13 protein-coding genes are annotated in these 14,658 nt (G+C 56.2%); 3 read left to right on the top strand and 10 right to left on the bottom strand.

All coding sequences use genetic code 11. From position 1 onward, the window contains the following. Window positions 1–75: 75 nt before the first annotated feature. The 9 genes from KI787_07990 to KI787_07950 form a co-directional block, all read right to left on the bottom strand. On the bottom strand, window positions 76–489 hold the full coding sequence (locus KI787_07990) for a F0F1 ATP synthase subunit epsilon (protein ID MBV6629890.1): 414 nt from the start codon (window positions 487–489) through the stop codon (window positions 76–78). A gap of 85 nt (window positions 490–574) precedes the next feature. Beyond that, window positions 575–1,972 (bottom strand): F0F1 ATP synthase subunit beta, encoded by a 1,398-nt coding sequence (atpD, locus tag KI787_07985; GenBank protein ID MBV6629889.1) that lies wholly within the window; start codon window positions 1,970–1,972, stop codon window positions 575–577. Between the two features lie 66 nt (window positions 1,973–2,038). After that, on the bottom strand, window positions 2,039–2,902 hold the full coding sequence (atpG, locus tag KI787_07980) for a F0F1 ATP synthase subunit gamma (GenBank protein ID MBV6629888.1): 864 nt from the start codon (window positions 2,900–2,902) through the stop codon (window positions 2,039–2,041). Window positions 2,903–2,917: 15 nt separating this feature from the next. Then, window positions 2,918–4,462, bottom strand: a complete 1,545-nt coding sequence (gene atpA, locus KI787_07975; protein ID MBV6629887.1) for a F0F1 ATP synthase subunit alpha — start codon at window positions 4,460–4,462, stop codon at window positions 2,918–2,920. Between the two features lie 30 nt (window positions 4,463–4,492). Continuing rightward, window positions 4,493–5,023, bottom strand: a complete 531-nt coding sequence (locus tag KI787_07970; protein ID MBV6629886.1) for a F0F1 ATP synthase subunit delta — start codon at window positions 5,021–5,023, stop codon at window positions 4,493–4,495. A gap of 3 nt (window positions 5,024–5,026) precedes the next feature. Further along, complete coding sequence (locus KI787_07965) at window positions 5,027–5,497, bottom strand: F0F1 ATP synthase subunit B (protein ID MBV6629885.1); 471 nt, start codon at window positions 5,495–5,497, stop codon at window positions 5,027–5,029. 59 nt (window positions 5,498–5,556) lie between these two features. Then, window positions 5,557–5,835 (bottom strand): F0F1 ATP synthase subunit C, encoded by a 279-nt coding sequence (gene atpE / locus KI787_07960; GenBank protein MBV6629884.1) that lies wholly within the window; start codon window positions 5,833–5,835, stop codon window positions 5,557–5,559. A 59-nt stretch (window positions 5,836–5,894) separates the two neighbouring features. Further along, window positions 5,895–6,716: a F0F1 ATP synthase subunit A gene (gene atpB / locus KI787_07955; GenBank protein ID MBV6629883.1), complete on the bottom strand. Its 822-nt coding sequence runs from the start codon at window positions 6,714–6,716 to the stop codon at window positions 5,895–5,897. Between the two features lie 19 nt (window positions 6,717–6,735). Beyond that, window positions 6,736–7,056 carry an ATP synthase subunit I gene (locus KI787_07950; GenBank protein MBV6629882.1) on the bottom strand — a complete coding sequence of 107 codons (321 nt, stop codon included), beginning with the start codon at window positions 7,054–7,056 and terminating at the stop codon, window positions 6,736–6,738. 184 nt (window positions 7,057–7,240) lie between these two features. Here KI787_07950 and KI787_07945 point away from each other — a divergent pair, with 184 nt between their 5' ends. From KI787_07945 to KI787_07935, 3 genes are all read left to right on the top strand, one after another. Continuing rightward, a complete protein-coding gene (locus tag KI787_07945) occupies window positions 7,241–7,783 on the top strand; it encodes a shikimate kinase (GenBank protein ID MBV6629881.1) in 543 nt (180 codons plus the stop codon). After that, on the top strand, window positions 7,780–8,868 hold the full coding sequence (aroB, locus tag KI787_07940) for a 3-dehydroquinate synthase (GenBank protein ID MBV6629880.1): 1,089 nt from the start codon (window positions 7,780–7,782) through the stop codon (window positions 8,866–8,868). The genes KI787_07945 and aroB overlap by 4 nt, the downstream gene beginning before the upstream one ends. A gap of 187 nt (window positions 8,869–9,055) precedes the next feature. Beyond that, window positions 9,056–11,524, top strand: coding sequence for an MMPL family transporter (locus KI787_07935; protein ID MBV6629879.1), 2,469 nt, complete (start codon window positions 9,056–9,058; stop codon window positions 11,522–11,524). 176 nt (window positions 11,525–11,700) lie between these two features. Here the strand turns inward: KI787_07935 and KI787_07930 are convergent, their stop codons facing one another. Then, the gene (locus tag KI787_07930; protein MBV6629878.1) at window positions 11,701–14,655 is read right to left on the bottom strand and encodes a hypothetical protein; all 2,955 of its coding nucleotides are present in this window, start codon (window positions 14,653–14,655) and stop codon (window positions 11,701–11,703) included. Window positions 14,656–14,658 lie beyond the last annotated feature (3 nt).

Below are 14,658 nucleotides of genomic sequence, written 5' to 3'. Positions count from 1 at the left end.
GACAATACTCTCTACAACAAAAAACCCCGCACTGGGCGGGGTTTCAATACAAACATGAGAACCAAAGCTGGGCGCTTAATTGCGACCCTTGATCTTCTTGATCAGGTGTAAACGGGCCGCCGCTTCAATAAGCTCTGCCTGGGCGCGCGCCAGGTCCACATCGGCCTTCGCATTTGCCACCGCATCTTCAGCATCGCGCTTCGCCTTCTCTGCACGGGCCTCGTCGATGTCCGCAGCACGCTCAGCGCTGTCCGCCATGACCGTGACGTGGTGAGGCTGAACCTCCAGGATCCCGCCGTTTACAAAGATTGCTTCGTCCTTGCCCTCCGCGTCGCGCACGCGCACGGCACCTGGACTGAGCTGCGTCAGTAGAGGCGCATGGCGTGGAGCAATACCGACCTCACCCATCACGGCCGGAGCAAAGACCATTGCTGCGTCACCACTAAAGATTTCTCCTTCAGCGCTGACGATATCTACATGCAATTTCATAGCGTAATTATCCTGGACCTATTCCACACCGCGAGCAAGCTCTCAGAGGGAGTTTGCCGCAACACCGTGAAGCAAGGAATTTGGATCAAACCTCAGCCGCTTTTTCAGCCGCTTCTTCAATGGTGCCCACCATGTAGAAGGCCTGCTCGGGAAGGTCATCGTATTCACCATCCACAATGGCTTTAAAGCCACGGATGGTGTCCTTCAACGACACGTACTTACCAGGAGCGCCGGTGAAGACCTCAGCCACGTGGAAGGGCTGCGAGAGGAAGCGCTGGATCTTACGAGCCCGAGCAACGACCTTTTTATCTTCTTCGGACAGCTCATCCATACCAAGAATGGCGATGATGTCTTTGAGCTCTTTATAGCGCTGCAACACACCCTGAACAGCGCGGGCCGTGTTGTAGTGCTCGGCGCCAATCACATTAGGGTCCAACTGGCGGCTGGTGGAGTCCAGCGGATCCACAGCCGGGTAAATACCCAGCGAGGCGATGTCACGCGACAGAACCACGGTGGCGTCCAAGTGAGCAAAGGTGGTCGCCGGAGAGGGGTCGGTCAAGTCATCCGCGGGAACGTAAACGGCCTGCACGGAGGTGATAGAGCCCTTCTTGGTGGAGGAGATACGCTCCTGCAACACACCCATTTCCTCGGCCAAAGTAGGCTGGTAGCCCACAGCCGATGGCATACGACCCAGCAGTGCCGACACCTCGGTACCCGCCAAGGTGTAACGGTAGATGTTGTCGACGAAGAACAGAACGTCACGACCTTCGTCACGGAAGTACTCCGCCATGGTGAGGCCGGTCAGGGCCACACGCAGACGGTTACCCGGTGGCTCGTTCATCTGGCCGTAAACCATGGCCACCTTGGACTCGACGAGGTTGTCCAGCTTGATGACGCCGGCATCGGACATCTCGTGATAGAAGTCATTCCCTTCACGAGTACGCTCACCCACACCGGCGAACACGGACAAGCCCGAGTGCTCGGTAGCAATATTGTTGATGAGCTCGAGCATGTTCACGGTTTTACCCACGCCCGCACCACCGAAGAGGCCGACTTTACCGCCCTTAGCGAAGGGGCAAAGAAGGTCGATCACCTTGATGCCCGTTTCCAAGAGGTCCGTCGCGCCAGAAAGTTCGTCATAGGCTGGAGCGTCGCGGTGGATTTCCCACTTGTCGTCCGTCTTGACTTCACCGCGCTCGTCTTGAGGCTCGCCCAAAACGTTCATGATGCGGCCGAGTGTGCCTTGGCCGACGGGCACGGAAATCCCGGCGCCGGTGCCTTTGACAGACAAACCACGCTTCAGGCCTTCAGAAGCTCCCATGGCGATGCAACGCACAACGCCATCACCCATTTGTTGCTGGACTTCCAGCGTTAGCCCTGTGTCTTCAACAAGCAATGCGTCGAAGACCTTAGGCAAGTTATCGCTAGGGAACTCCACATCGACAACTGCGCCGATGATCTGAACAATCTTTCCGTTACTCATCTTGATAGCCTCTTGAGAGGGGGCCGCGATAGCATGCTATCGGACCAATTTCTTGAAATTCGAGATTTAAACCGCGGCGGCGCCACCAACGATTTCCGCCAATTCTTGGGTAATCGCAGCCTGACGAGCCTTGTTGTATTCGAGCTGCAGCCCGTCGATGATGTCACCGGCGTTATCGGAAGCGGCCTTCATGGCAATCATCCGTGCGGCCATTTCACAGGCCACATTTTCGACCACAGCTTGGAACACCTGACTTTCGATGTAGCGAGATAGAACTGCGTCCAACAATTCGACCGGCTCTGGCTCGTAGATGTAATCCCACAAGTTCGGCAGTGCGTCAGTGTTGTCGGCCGGCTGCAAAGGCAGCAAAGTCAATGGAGTGGGCTGCTGGGTCATGGTGTTGACGAAGCGGTTACCAAACAGCACAACCTCGTCATACTGCCCTTCACGGTACCCATCCAAAGCCACCTTGATGCTGCCCAGGAGGCTGTCCAAGTGGGGGTTATCGCCAAGGTTGGCCAGCGTACCCGCCAACTTAAACTTCATGCGTTTAAAGAAGGCAATTGCTTTACTGCCAATCAGCAGCAGCTCTGCTTCTACACCAGCGTCCTGATAGTCGCGCAGTTTGCTCAGCACTTGGCGGAACAGGTTCACGTTGAGGCCGCCGCATAAGCCGCGATCGGTACTCACCACAACCACTGCGGCCCGCTTCACCGGCCGCTCCACCATAAATGGATGACGGTACTCAGGGTTGGCCTGAGAAAGATGCCCAATCGTGCGTAACATGCGCTCCGCGTACGGACGCGATGCGGCCATACGGTCCTGAGCGCGGCGCATCTTACTCGCCGCGACCATTTCCATCGCCTTGGTGATCTTCTGCGTATTTTTTACACTTCCGATCTTGGTCCGAATTTCCTTGGCGCCTGCCATGTCAGCCCCTTCGCCTTACGCGGCCCACTGTTTTTTGAATGACTCCAGTGCCGACTTAATGCCGGACTCGATCTCGTCGTTGTAGGCACCACTAGCATTGATGTTGTCGATCAACGGCTGTTGATCGCTGGCCAGATAGCGGTGCAGAGCCTCGTCAAAGGCCACAACCTTGTCCACCGGCACATCGTCGAGGTAGCCCTTGTCAGCGGCGTACAACGAAACCGCCATGTGGCCAACGGACAGCGGCGCGTATTGCTGCTGTTTCATCAATTCGGTCACACGTTGCCCGCGCTCCAACTGACGACGGGTCGCCTCGTCCAAATCCGAAGCAAACTGCGCAAAGGCTGCGAGCTCTCGGTACTGAGCCAAGGCCAGACGAATACCACCACCAAGCTTCTTAATGATCTTGGTTTGAGCTGCGCCACCCACACGAGACACCGAAATACCGGCGTTCATAGCTGGGCGGATACCCGCGTTGAAGAGGTCAGTTTCCAAGAAGATCTGACCATCGGTGATCGAGATCACGTTGGTGGGCACGAAGGCCGACACGTCACCAGCTTGAGTCTCAATGATGGGCAAAGCGGTCAAGGAACCGGTTTTGCCTTTGACTTCACCGTTGGTGAACTTCTCGACGTAATCTTCGTTCACGCGTGCCGCACGCTCGAGCAAGCGAGAGTGCAGGTAGAAAACGTCACCTGGGTAGGCCTCACGACCTGGGGGACGACGCAGCAGCAAGGACACCGAGCGATAAGCTACGGCCTGCTTGGAAAGATCGTCGTAGATAATGAGAGCGTCTTCGCCGCGGTCGCGGAAGTACTCACCCATGGAGCAGCCCGCATAAGGTGCGATGAACTGCATGGCTGCCGTTTCAGAGGCCGTCGCCGCTACCACAATGGTGTGGCCCATGGCGTCGTTCTCTTCCAGCTTGCGCACTACGTTGGCGATGGAGCTGGCCTTCTGGCCAATCGCGACGTAGATACACTTAATGCCAGAGTCTTTCTGGTTGATGATCGCGTCAATCGCCAGAGCCGTCTTACCAGTCTGACGGTCACCGATGATCAGCTCCCGCTGGCCACGACCGACTGGAACCATGGCGTCCACCGATTTGTAACCGGTCTGAACGGGTTGGTCCACAGATTTGCGATCGATAACGCCGGGGGCGACTTTCTCGATGGGGGAGGTCAAATCAGCTTTGATTTCGCCTTTGCCATCGATGGGGTTACCCAGGGCATCAACAACGCGGCCGAGCAAGCCTTCGCCTACGGGCACTTCAAGAATACGACCCGTGGTCTTCACGGTGTCGCCTTCAGAAAGGCCTTTGTAATCACCCAGGATTACGGCACCAACTGAGTCGCGCTCGAGGTTCAAAGCCAGACCATAAACACCGCCGGTAAATTCCAGCATTTCACCCAGCACGGCGTTGGACAGGCCATGAACGCGAGCGATGCCGTCAGCCAAGCTGACGATGGTGCCGGTATTCCGGGTTTCGGTCAGAGATTCGAAGTTCCCTATACGCGCCTTGATCAGTTCACTGATCTCTGCGGGATTCAACGGCTGCATGAAGCAATCCTCAATTTGATATCTAGTTCTTCAGTGAAGTTGTTGGGCCAAGCGGTCCAAGTCCCCTCGGATGGATGCGTCGATCACAATGTCGCCAGACTCGATGAATACACCGCCAATCAGACTGGTGTCTTCTTCGAACTCCAACTCCACCGTGCGTTCCAAACGCTTGGCCAAACCGTCCTGAAGCGCTTTGGCCTGGTCATCGCTAAGAGCGAACGCAGTGCGTACAACGGCTTCAAGGCGATTGTCAGCTGCGGCGCTTTGCTCAGCGAATGATTGCGAGATGGCAGGCAACAGAGCCAAACGGTCGTACTCGGCCAGCAGCTTGATGAAGGTTCCAACGTCAGCAGACTGACCTTCAACGGTGGCGGCCAATACGGCCGCCGCCTGCTCACCGCTCACCTGAGGCGAACGGATAACAACCTGCATCACATCGCTGCTCACAACCTCGGCTAGCTTTTCCAGGGCTTGGCCCCACTCGGCCACCTTGCCGGAAGCTTGAGCGTGCTTGAAGGCCGCTACGGCGTATGGACGAGCAAGGGTTTGGACGTCTGCCATCGGTTATACCTGCTCAGCAACTTGCTTCAGAAGGTCGGCATGCGTATCGGCATTGACCTCCTTACGCAAGATCTTCTCGCTGGCCTCAATAACCAAACGCCCCACCTCTTTTTGCAAGGCCGTACGTGCTTGTGACACCTGCTGCTGCACCTCGCCTTGAGCTGCTTCGCGGATGCGTTCGGCTTCGACTTTGGCCTGCTCACGCGCCTCTTCAACCAGTGCCGTGGCTTGACGGTTCGCACTGGCGACGATTTCACGCGCTTCCTCACGGACTTTGGCGAGTTCAGCATCGGCTTGGGCAGAGGCGTCCTGCAAAGCACGCGCTCCTTTCTCGGCCGCGGCCAGTCCATCGGCAATTTTCTGCTGGCGGTCCGCCATTGCTTGAGCAATGGGCGGCCAGACGTATTTCATCGTGAACCAGACGAAGATTGCAAAGGCAATCATCTGGCCGATGAGCGTGACGTTAATAGCCATTAATCAGGCTCCTGCTAGAGGTTTGGTCGGCAAACGGGTCTTGGCGAGCAAGAACCGTCTTAGCCTGCAGCGGCTTGCAGGGCAGCGACGAAAGGGTTGGCGAAGGTGAAGAACATGCCAATCCCGATCCCGATGAAGGTCACGGCGTCAAGCAGACCAGCAATCAGGAACATACGTCCGGTCAATACCCCGGCCAGCTCTGGCTGGCGAGCAACGCCGTCCAGCAATTTGCCACCCAGCAGGCCGAAACCAATCGCGGTACCGATGGCACCGAAGGCCAGAATCAGGCCTACGGCCAGCACGGTGAACCCCTGAATGTTGGAGATTGCCTCGATCATTGTGTAACTCCGTTGGAGATAAGTAGTTAAAGAAAAAAACGAGCCGCAAAGCGGTAAGGCTAGTGGTGCTCAGCCGCCAGTCCCAAGTAGACGATGGTCAGCACCATGAACACGAAGGCCTGCAAGGTCACCACCAGGATGTGGAACACCGCCCACAACCAGTGCAGCGCCAAACCGGCCGCAAACAACACAGCCCCCTGAGTAAACAGCAGGGCGATCAAAATAAAGATGAGCTCGCCGGCAAAGAGGTTGCCGAACAAACGCAAGGACAAGGAAATGGGCTTGGCCAACTCTTCCACGATGCGCAGGAGCAAGTTGAACGGCGCCAATTTGGGCCCGAAGGGCTGGGTCAGTGCTTCTTTACCGAAGCCAACGAAGCCCTTCATCTTGATGTTCATATAGAAGATGATGGCGAGCACGGACAGCGACAGACCAAAGGTGATGTTCACATCGGTACTGGGCACAACTTTGAGATAGTCCACGCCAACGCCATGCGCCATCCAAGGCAGCAGGTCGACCGGAACCAAGTCCATGCAGTTCATCAGGAAAACCCAGACGAAAATGGTCAGCGACAGCGGTGCGACTAAAGGGTGATGACCAGGGAAGGTTTCTTTGACGTTGGAGTCAACAAAGTCGACCACCATTTCCACAAAGTTTTGCGTACCACTGGGCACACCGGAGCTGACCTTCTTGGCAACACCGCGGAAAACCAGGGCAAAGACCAAGCCAAGCACGATGGAGAACACCATGCTGTCGACATGCAAAACCCAAAAACCCGTCGCATGCGGATCAATGGTCATGGTTTGCAGATCCAACTTGAGGTTGGTTAAGTGGTGGACCACATAATCTGTGGCGCTGTTTTCACCTGTTCCGCTTGCCATTGCGCGTTGCGCTCCCTAATTACGTTCGATGACCACGGCTACTGGCTACTAGCCAATACGCCGCCAAACACATGACGAACCCCGTCATGATAGGTACAAAATGTTCTGCCGCTTGCGCCATCACCATCGCGAGTAGCAATAGTGTGAGCACCTGCCGAAGCAATTGCGCCCGCTGCACAAGCCGCACGAAATCTCGAGGATTTCGCGCTCCGACCCGAGTTAGCGCAACGTAAACTCGCCAAGCGGCTAACGCTGTTGGCACGATTGCGATGACTGAACCCGCCAGTGAGGCCAGAGCTGCATCCCATCCAAAGGGCGCGCAGATTATGGCAGCAAACACTGCCAACTTGCCTTGCCACTTTAGTATTGCGCGGGCGGTGCGAGGATAACCGTGCACCAGCGCTGCACCCCTGACCAAATCCAGTCAAATATAGCTGATATTGCGGCAGTGCGTCAATTCCTCCTCCAGCTGGCAGAGCACTGCGCACGAGCGCGAAATGACGGAAATTGGTAGCCTTGCGCGCATGCGCAGCGTGATTCTCATTGGGCCCATGGGAGCGGGAAAGACCACCGTAGGGCGCGCGCTCGCACGGAGTTTGGGCTTTGACTTTATCGACGCCGACCAAGAGCTCGAGCAACGCTGCGGTGTAGAGATCCCCTTTATCTTCGAAAAAGAGGGTGAAGCGGGTTTTCGGCAACGCGAAACCGAGCTCCTCCGTGAGCTTGTCGCTCTCCCCGATAGCGTCATCGCGACCGGTGGTGGAGTGGTAACACAAGAAGAGAACCGCAAGCTGCTGCGCAGCGGCCCGTACGTGATTTATCTACTGGCTAGCGTGGACCAACAGTACAAGCGTACTCGCAACAGCACCCACCGACCTTTATTGCAGACCGCGGACCCGCGCTCCCGGCTGAACGATTTGTTCTGTCAGCGCGACCCCCTATATAGACAATGTTCAGACCTCATCGTGGCCAGCGCCATGCGCAGCACCCGTGAGCTCATCGACGATTTAAGCCGCCACCTTCAGCGCCGCCTCAATGCACCCCTGCCCCAAACTATGAAGTCATGAAACCTGTTCGTTTGGACGTCAATATCCCTGGACGGCACTATCCCATTCATATTGGGCAAGGGTTAATCGGCCAAGCCGATTTGCTGCCGCATCAAGCGCGCGCGCAATCTACGGTCATTATCAGCAATGCCACCATCGCCCAGCATTATTTGGCGCCACTGAAATCCACGTGGTCGGAGCCGGTCTTGCACTTTTTGATAGAAGATGGCGAGGCCTTCAAAACACTGGATACGGCCGCTGCGCTGATCGACTTTTTGCTCGAGCACAAGCTCGGCCGCGATACCACACTCATCGCCTTAGGCGGTGGCGTTGTCGGGGACCTTTGTGGCTTCGTGGCGGCAATTTACCAACGTGGCATTTCCTTCATCCAAGTGCCCACCACTTTGTTGGCACAGGTGGATTCCTCGGTGGGGGGCAAAACGGCGGTCAATCGCCCGGCCGGAAAAAACATGGTTGGCGCCTTCCATCAACCGCAAGTGGTGATTGCCGACTTGGCCACCTTGGACACTCTGCCCCAGCGCGAACTTCAGGCAGGCCTAGCGGAAGTCATTAAATATGGCTTGATTGGTGATGCCAATTTTTTTGCGTGGCTGGAAAATAACATCGAAGGCTTGTTAGAGCGCGACCCCAAGCTTCTTTTAGAAGCGGTGTACAACAGCTGCGCACATAAGGCCCGCGTGGTTGCGCGAGACGAGCGCGAAGCTGGCCAACGCGCACTTCTCAATTTAGGTCACACCTTCGGCCACGCCATTGAAGCGCATCTGCAATACAAAGGGTGGCTGCATGGAGAAGCTGTGGGTTGCGGAATGCTGATGGCTGCTGACTGCTCAGCCCGCCAGGGCTGGCTGGATGCCGATGCTGTGCACCGTATCGCCAGACTCCTAGAGCGTGCCGGACTTCCCCTAGCGCCTCCGGCAGGCCTAAGCGCCGCCAGTATGCTGAACTTCATGCGCGGCGATAAGAAAAATGTGGACGGGCAGATTCGCTTGGTGCTCTTCGATGGCATTGGCCAAACTCGGGTGAGCAGTGATTATGATGCCGCCGCGTTGGGTGCCACCCTACAAGCTTTTTGCACGACCGATTAGGCGCGCCGCAACAACACAGGCCGCTATGGCTGTTACGGCGCAGGATATAGTCGGCTTGCTCACCCACTCAGTACGCAGGGCGGCAGACACCCAGCATCACGCTCAGGCGACCGTATTTGAATCACGCTGATATCGCGCCGGCGACCTCGCCTGTACGGCGCGCCTTCATAGACGGAAAGGACATTCAATGACCACCATGACCGAGCGACTTTGGCGCGCCTACTTCGCGATTATGCTGCACCGCGCTTGGCTAGGCTGGCTGCTGGTATTGGGCTTATTAGCCTTGGCCGCCAGTCAAATACCCCAGTTCCGCTTAGATGCATCGGCCGATTCCTTGATCTTGGAGAACGATGACGACCTGCGCTACTACCGTGAGCTGAGCAAGCGCTACTCAGAGTCTGAGTTCCTCATCATCACCTACCGCCCCTATGGCGATTTGTTCGCTGATGCCACCCTGCAGCAGCTCAAGGCATTACGTGATGAGCTTGCTGCTGAAGCCGGTATTGCCGAGGTGACGTCCATCTTAGATGTGCCGCTGGTAGCCAGCCCGCCAATGTCACTGAGCGAAATTCAAAAAGGCACGCGCACGTTGTTGGACCCTGGAACCAATCGAGACATGGCGCGCGATGAGTTCGCGAACAGTCCGCTTTATCGAAGCTTACTGACCGATACCGATGGTGAAGTGACGGCTATCCTGGCGACCCTCAGCAAGGATTCCGCGACCCAGTCATTACTGCAGGAGCGCGAAAACTTGCGGGCCCGGCAGCAAGCTCAGCAACTGCCCCCCGATGAGGCGCAACGCCTGGAGCAAGTTGAGCAGCGCTACAAAGCATTGAGTGCTGAGCGCCAAGCTCAGCAGCGAGAGCTGGTTGCTGAGGTCCGCGACATCCTCATGACCTACGAAGATGAGGCCGAAATATTCCTGGGTGGGGTGCCCATGATTGCGGCCGACATGATTCGCTTTGTGGAGCAGGACCTCAAGCTTTTCGGCGGCCTGGTGCTCGTGGTCTTGGTGGTATTACTGGGCCTGGCGTTTCGACAATGGCAATGGGTACTGGTGCCGGTGACCGTATGCGCGGCGATTTTATGCATTGTTGTTGGGTTGATTGCATGGCGCGGCTGGCCCGTAACTGTGGTGTCGAGCAACTTCACCTCATTGACCTTGATTCTCAGCCTGTCATTAATGGTCCACTTGGTGGTGCGTTATCGCGAACTCCAACGGCTAACACCCAATGCCAGCAAAATGGAATGGCTCAAAGGGACGCTGACCAACAAATTAGCCCCCTCGCTGTTTACCACCATGACCACGATGATTAGCTTTGCGTCATTGCTCATCGCCGACATTCGGCCAGTAATCGACTTTGGCTTGATGATGGTGGCCTCCATTGCCTGTGCTTTTAGTTTTGGATTTTTGTTATTCCCCCTCCTCGCTCTAGCGCTACCGGCTCCAGGTTTGCCCCAGGAAGAGCACGATCGCACAGAGGGGCTTGTTGTTGGCCTGGGGCAGTTGGTCTTACGGCGTCGCAATGCGGTCTTGCTTGGCTACTCCGTCTTGGCCCTTGCCATGGGTTTAGGAATCAGTCGCCTAGGCGTTGAGAACCGCTTTATCGATTATTTCCAGGAAGATACCGAGATTTACCAGGGCTTGGTGCTCATCGATAAGGAGCTTGGCGGAACCACCCCTCTGGACATCATCATCGACGCTCCGCAGAGCTTCTATGAAGAACAAGCCCTATTCGCGGAGGAATTCGGGGACGACTTTGGAAGCGGCGGCATCTCGGGCTCTAGTTATTGGTTTAACCGCTTTGCCCTGGAACGCGTCGACGCCATTCATAGCTACCTCGACCAGTTGCCTGAAACAGGCAAGGTACTGTCCATGGCGTCAACGATGGGCCTGCTAGAACAGCTGAACAACAATGAGCCACTGGACAATTTCAGCTTAGCGATTCTCTACAACCGCGTTCCAGCGCAGATCAAAAGCACATTATTCGACCCATATTTGGGCCCAGATGGCAATGAGGTTCGCTTTAGCCTGCGCGTGATCGACTCCGACAAGAACCTCAACCGCAACGATCTTCTCAAGAAGATTCGCCAGGACTTAATTACCAACTTCGACCTGGAGCCAGAGCAACTCCGCCTGGCCGGGGCCTTGGTTCTGTACAACAATGTCCTGCAAAGCCTGTTCTCCTCCCAGATCATGACTTTAGGGCTGGTCTTTGCGGCCATTACTCTGATGCTCGCGGTTCTATTTCGATCGCTGCGCTTTGCGGCTATCGGCATCATTCCCACCCTGCTCACCGCCAGTACCATTCTCGGCCTCATGGGCTGGCTGGGGATTCCGCTGGATATCATGACCATTACCATTGCAGCCATCACCATTGGCATTGGCGTAGACGACACGATTCACTATCTGCATCGTTACCGTGAAGAACAGGCCCGCGTAGATGAGGTCGGCGTCGCCATTTTGCGCAGCCATGCCAGCGTGGGCCGCTCCATCTTCCTCACATCCGTCATCGTCACAGCGGGGTTTTCGGTGCTGAGCTTCTCCAATTTCACGCCCATCATCCTCTTTGGGCTATTGACGGGACTGGCCATGCTGCTGGCCTTTGTTGCGAACCTCACTTTGTTGCCAGCATTACTCCGTCTGCGCACATAGTGCTTGCTCGACGAACGACTGGACCTGGGGAAACGCCCCTAGCCGTCACTCAGCCGCTCATGACCGTTATTGCGGCATGAGCGGCCGCGCCGTTCAATACCCTGCAATAGTGCTTTAAAAAAAGGCGGGCCCGAAGGCCCGCCTGAATAAGACACTGTCCTACTTTTTGAGCTCAGTCACGGTGCTGCGACAGCTCGTTGCCGCAGGGTCCCCACATATTCAGGAACGGGGACTACGCCGCGTACACCCACCGCATCTCGCTCTGCTTGGGGAGCGAGGTTACCGCCTGAGGTTTCAGTGATGTCAGCAAAAGATAGGACCCGACCGTTGCCAAGCTCGGCCACAAAAAGGTTGCTGCCATCAAATGCAAGATCGACAGGGTTCTGGAGGAAGGTGCCATCGCCAGTGATCTCCGCGTCCACGAAAGTCTGCCCGTCGAGTAGCTGCGGAGGTGCAAGATTGGCTGAACGAATCACATGCAGGCCTCCAACACTTGCCTCTTGCCCCTGAGTATTCGTGGCCAACACCAAAACATCTGCACCTGGGATGTACTCAATCGCCGTGTAGCCAGCCGCCGCTGCGGTATCAAAGCCATCGTTACGTACCACCGACACCACTTCAGAGGGGTTTGGCGGCGTGTTGTCTTGACTACCTGCAATCAGGCTACCCAAGTAAGAAGAGAAGTTCTGGTATACGGCAAAGCGACCAACACTTGAGTTGGTGGCATTTGCCGCAAGGCTGACATAAAGGGTTCCCGTGCGACTATCAAAGTCAACGCCAGTGGGAATATTCCCTTCCACCGGAATATTCGCACCCAGCGTGCCTCCCACGCCGCATAGACTCACCACTTTGATACCCGCAGGGCCGGCACCTCCGCCGTCGGCAATCAGAGCCACTCCGAACTCATCAACAATGGTCATTCCTAAAGGGGTCTCGACCTGAGCAGTCGTTTCCTGCGCCAGTATGGTTCGGTCACGAAAGTCCTGGGTTGAAACCCCTTCCGGGCTCAGTCGGTTTTTTGCAGCCGCGTTCAACACATCGAGCCGAGTGACACCTGGAACATCGGGGTCCAGCGGCGGGAACAGGCCCTGCTCCGCTTCAATGAAGCTGGCAGCATATACATTACCCAAAACATCCAGGGCCAAACCGGCTGGCTGCAAGTCACCCGTGAGCGGGACGTTCAACGCAGGCACCATGCCAAGATCGCCCAAATCGCGCGACAGCCTTTGAATGCGCATCTGGTTGTTGGCACTGTCGAACTGCGTTGTGAGCACAAATGAAGCGTCGCCAGCAACCGCAGCCTGATCCGAACCTAGCGTATCAACGCTGGGCTGAGCGATTAGATCCAGTGGGCGCAGCACTAGGCTTGTGGGTGTACTCACAACAATGGCTTGAGCGACCGTGGGCGGGCTAACGCCGTCCAACGCAAAGACATCTTCGATGACAACCACTCGATCATTGCCCGCATCTGCGACGACCGCATCGCGTCCGTTGAGCACTACGGAAACAGGATCACCAAGACGATTATCCCCACCGGGTATGGATAGTACGGCGTCAGCCACAGCATTGGTCCCAAACCCACCCTCAACAAGAGCTGTGGCTTCGCCAATCACAAAAAGTTGACCGTCAGCTGCGCTTTGAGGCGCCGCGGGGTCAATCAGCAGACCGGCATCGACGACGATTAGGCGATCACTGGGAGCGTGATATGCCATGCCCTGTGGATTAATGCCGACTTCTTCACCACTGGCGGGCTCCCGCACAGCAACCACGGCGTCAGCCAAGATCGTAGAACCGGGCGTTTCGTCGGCTTCGACCGCAGCTCTTGCAAATTCGACCTCCGCGATAAAGTCATCGTAGATAGCGATGCGCCCTGTCGCCAAAGTTACAAAGAGTTGGTCGACATCCTCTAAATACATCACTCCGTTCGCAACTGGGCCTAAGGGGATACTCGCTACAAGAGGCGGGGTCCCCGCTGCGGCCGTTGACCCATAGACGTGTATGCCACGTAATTCGGAGTCATCGGTGAAGTTATCAAGGGCAATCAAATAGCCCTTGCTCACCGCTACAGTCACGTCTCCATAATTTTCAACAAGGGTCTCTTGCGAGAAGCTTCGATCGTAGCCGGTACTTTCGGAATCATCGAATGATGAGACGGCCGTCCTACGCGGCACCGCGCAAAGTTCACGCACCCCATTATTGTCATCATCATCTACAGCGACGAGCCTACCGTCAGGAAGCATCCGCATGCCGTCATTGATGATGGCTCCGTCAGTGCCTCCAAGTTGGAGGTTCCCAAAATTTTGGTCTGCAATGAACAAGTTGGTTTGCGGCCCAGGTCGATATTGATACCGCAGAATCTCCCCGGCTGAGGATAGGACGTAAAGGTCACTATCGTCGGCCTCTGCAGGTAGCGGGTATACCGTCACGAATGCGCTGGCTGAGGCGGTATTTTGTGCATTCGAGTTATCGACAACCGTTAGTTCGAACTCGAGTATGGTCACTTCCGCAACAGCAGGCGCAGTAAATGTCGCCGCCGCCGTATCGTCGTTATTGCCTAGGATTGGTCCCAGTGCTACACCTTCAAGAAGGGCAGGCTCTGCTCCCTCGAAGGACCATTGGTATCGAGTAATACTGCCATCGGCATCTGAAGCCTCAGCCGTTAAGGTAACCGTGTCGCCTTCATTGGCGGTTTGTTCCGGGATCGGCGTAACAATTGTGGGTGCTACTGGGCTTTCAGGAACCAACAAGGTGATAGCCACAGTGCGTCTCACAGTCGCGCCGCGCTCATCGGTCACCGCTAACTCAAACACCAAAGTCCGAGTGCTGCTGACCTCCGGGGCGAAGAAACTGGCGCTTACAGAGTTCGCGTTTGAGATGGTTACTACCGGCGATCCTTCAATCTGCCTCCAGCTGATCTCTAACTCACCGTCATCACCATCAGGGTCACTCGCAGACCCGACAAGAGGAACCGTAGCGTTGCTGTTCACTGAACGATTAGCGCCAGCATCAGCCTCTGGTGGGATGTTGTTCGGGTCGGGGTTATCTGAACTCCCCCCACTGCCCCCACCGCATGCGGTTGTGAGCACGAGCAGCACAGCCCACAGGGCCGAAAATTTGGTTAAGCGTCGCATTAC

The organism is Oceanococcus sp. HetDA_MAG_MS8, assembly GCA_019192445.1.
In the GTDB taxonomy this organism is placed as follows: domain Bacteria; phylum Pseudomonadota; class Gammaproteobacteria; order Nevskiales; family Oceanococcaceae; genus MS8.
Note: the sequence above shows the minus strand (reverse complement) of the source record. Positions and strands in the feature narration are given on the sequence as shown.

Excerpts from the sequence above, each read along its gene's own strand:
- atpE (MBV6629884.1), bottom strand. The coding sequence starts at position 5,835 with ATGATCGAGGCAATCTCCAACATTCAGGGGTTCACCGTGCTGGCCGTA.
- aroB (MBV6629880.1), top strand. The coding sequence starts at position 7,780 with ATGAAACCTGTTCGTTTGGACGTCAATATCCCTGGACGGCACTATCCC.
- KI787_07990 (MBV6629890.1), bottom strand. The coding sequence starts at position 489 with ATGAAATTGCATGTAGATATCGTCAGCGCTGAAGGAGAAATCTTTAGT.
- KI787_07970 (MBV6629886.1), bottom strand. The coding sequence starts at position 5,023 with ATGGCAGACGTCCAAACCCTTGCTCGTCCATACGCCGTAGCGGCCTTC.
- atpA (MBV6629887.1), bottom strand. The coding sequence starts at position 4,462 with ATGCAGCCGTTGAATCCCGCAGAGATCAGTGAACTGATCAAGGCGCGT.
- atpG (MBV6629888.1), bottom strand. The coding sequence starts at position 2,902 with ATGGCAGGCGCCAAGGAAATTCGGACCAAGATCGGAAGTGTAAAAAAT.
- atpD (MBV6629889.1), bottom strand. The coding sequence starts at position 1,972 with ATGAGTAACGGAAAGATTGTTCAGATCATCGGCGCAGTTGTCGATGTG.
- KI787_07965 (MBV6629885.1), bottom strand. The coding sequence starts at position 5,497 with ATGGCTATTAACGTCACGCTCATCGGCCAGATGATTGCCTTTGCAATC.
- KI787_07935 (MBV6629879.1), top strand. The coding sequence starts at position 9,056 with ATGACCACCATGACCGAGCGACTTTGGCGCGCCTACTTCGCGATTATG.
- KI787_07930 (MBV6629878.1), bottom strand. The coding sequence starts at position 14,655 with ATGCGACGCTTAACCAAATTTTCGGCCCTGTGGGCTGTGCTGCTCGTG.
- KI787_07945 (MBV6629881.1), top strand. The coding sequence starts at position 7,241 with ATGCGCAGCGTGATTCTCATTGGGCCCATGGGAGCGGGAAAGACCACC.
- atpB (MBV6629883.1), bottom strand. The coding sequence starts at position 6,716 with ATGGCAAGCGGAACAGGTGAAAACAGCGCCACAGATTATGTGGTCCAC.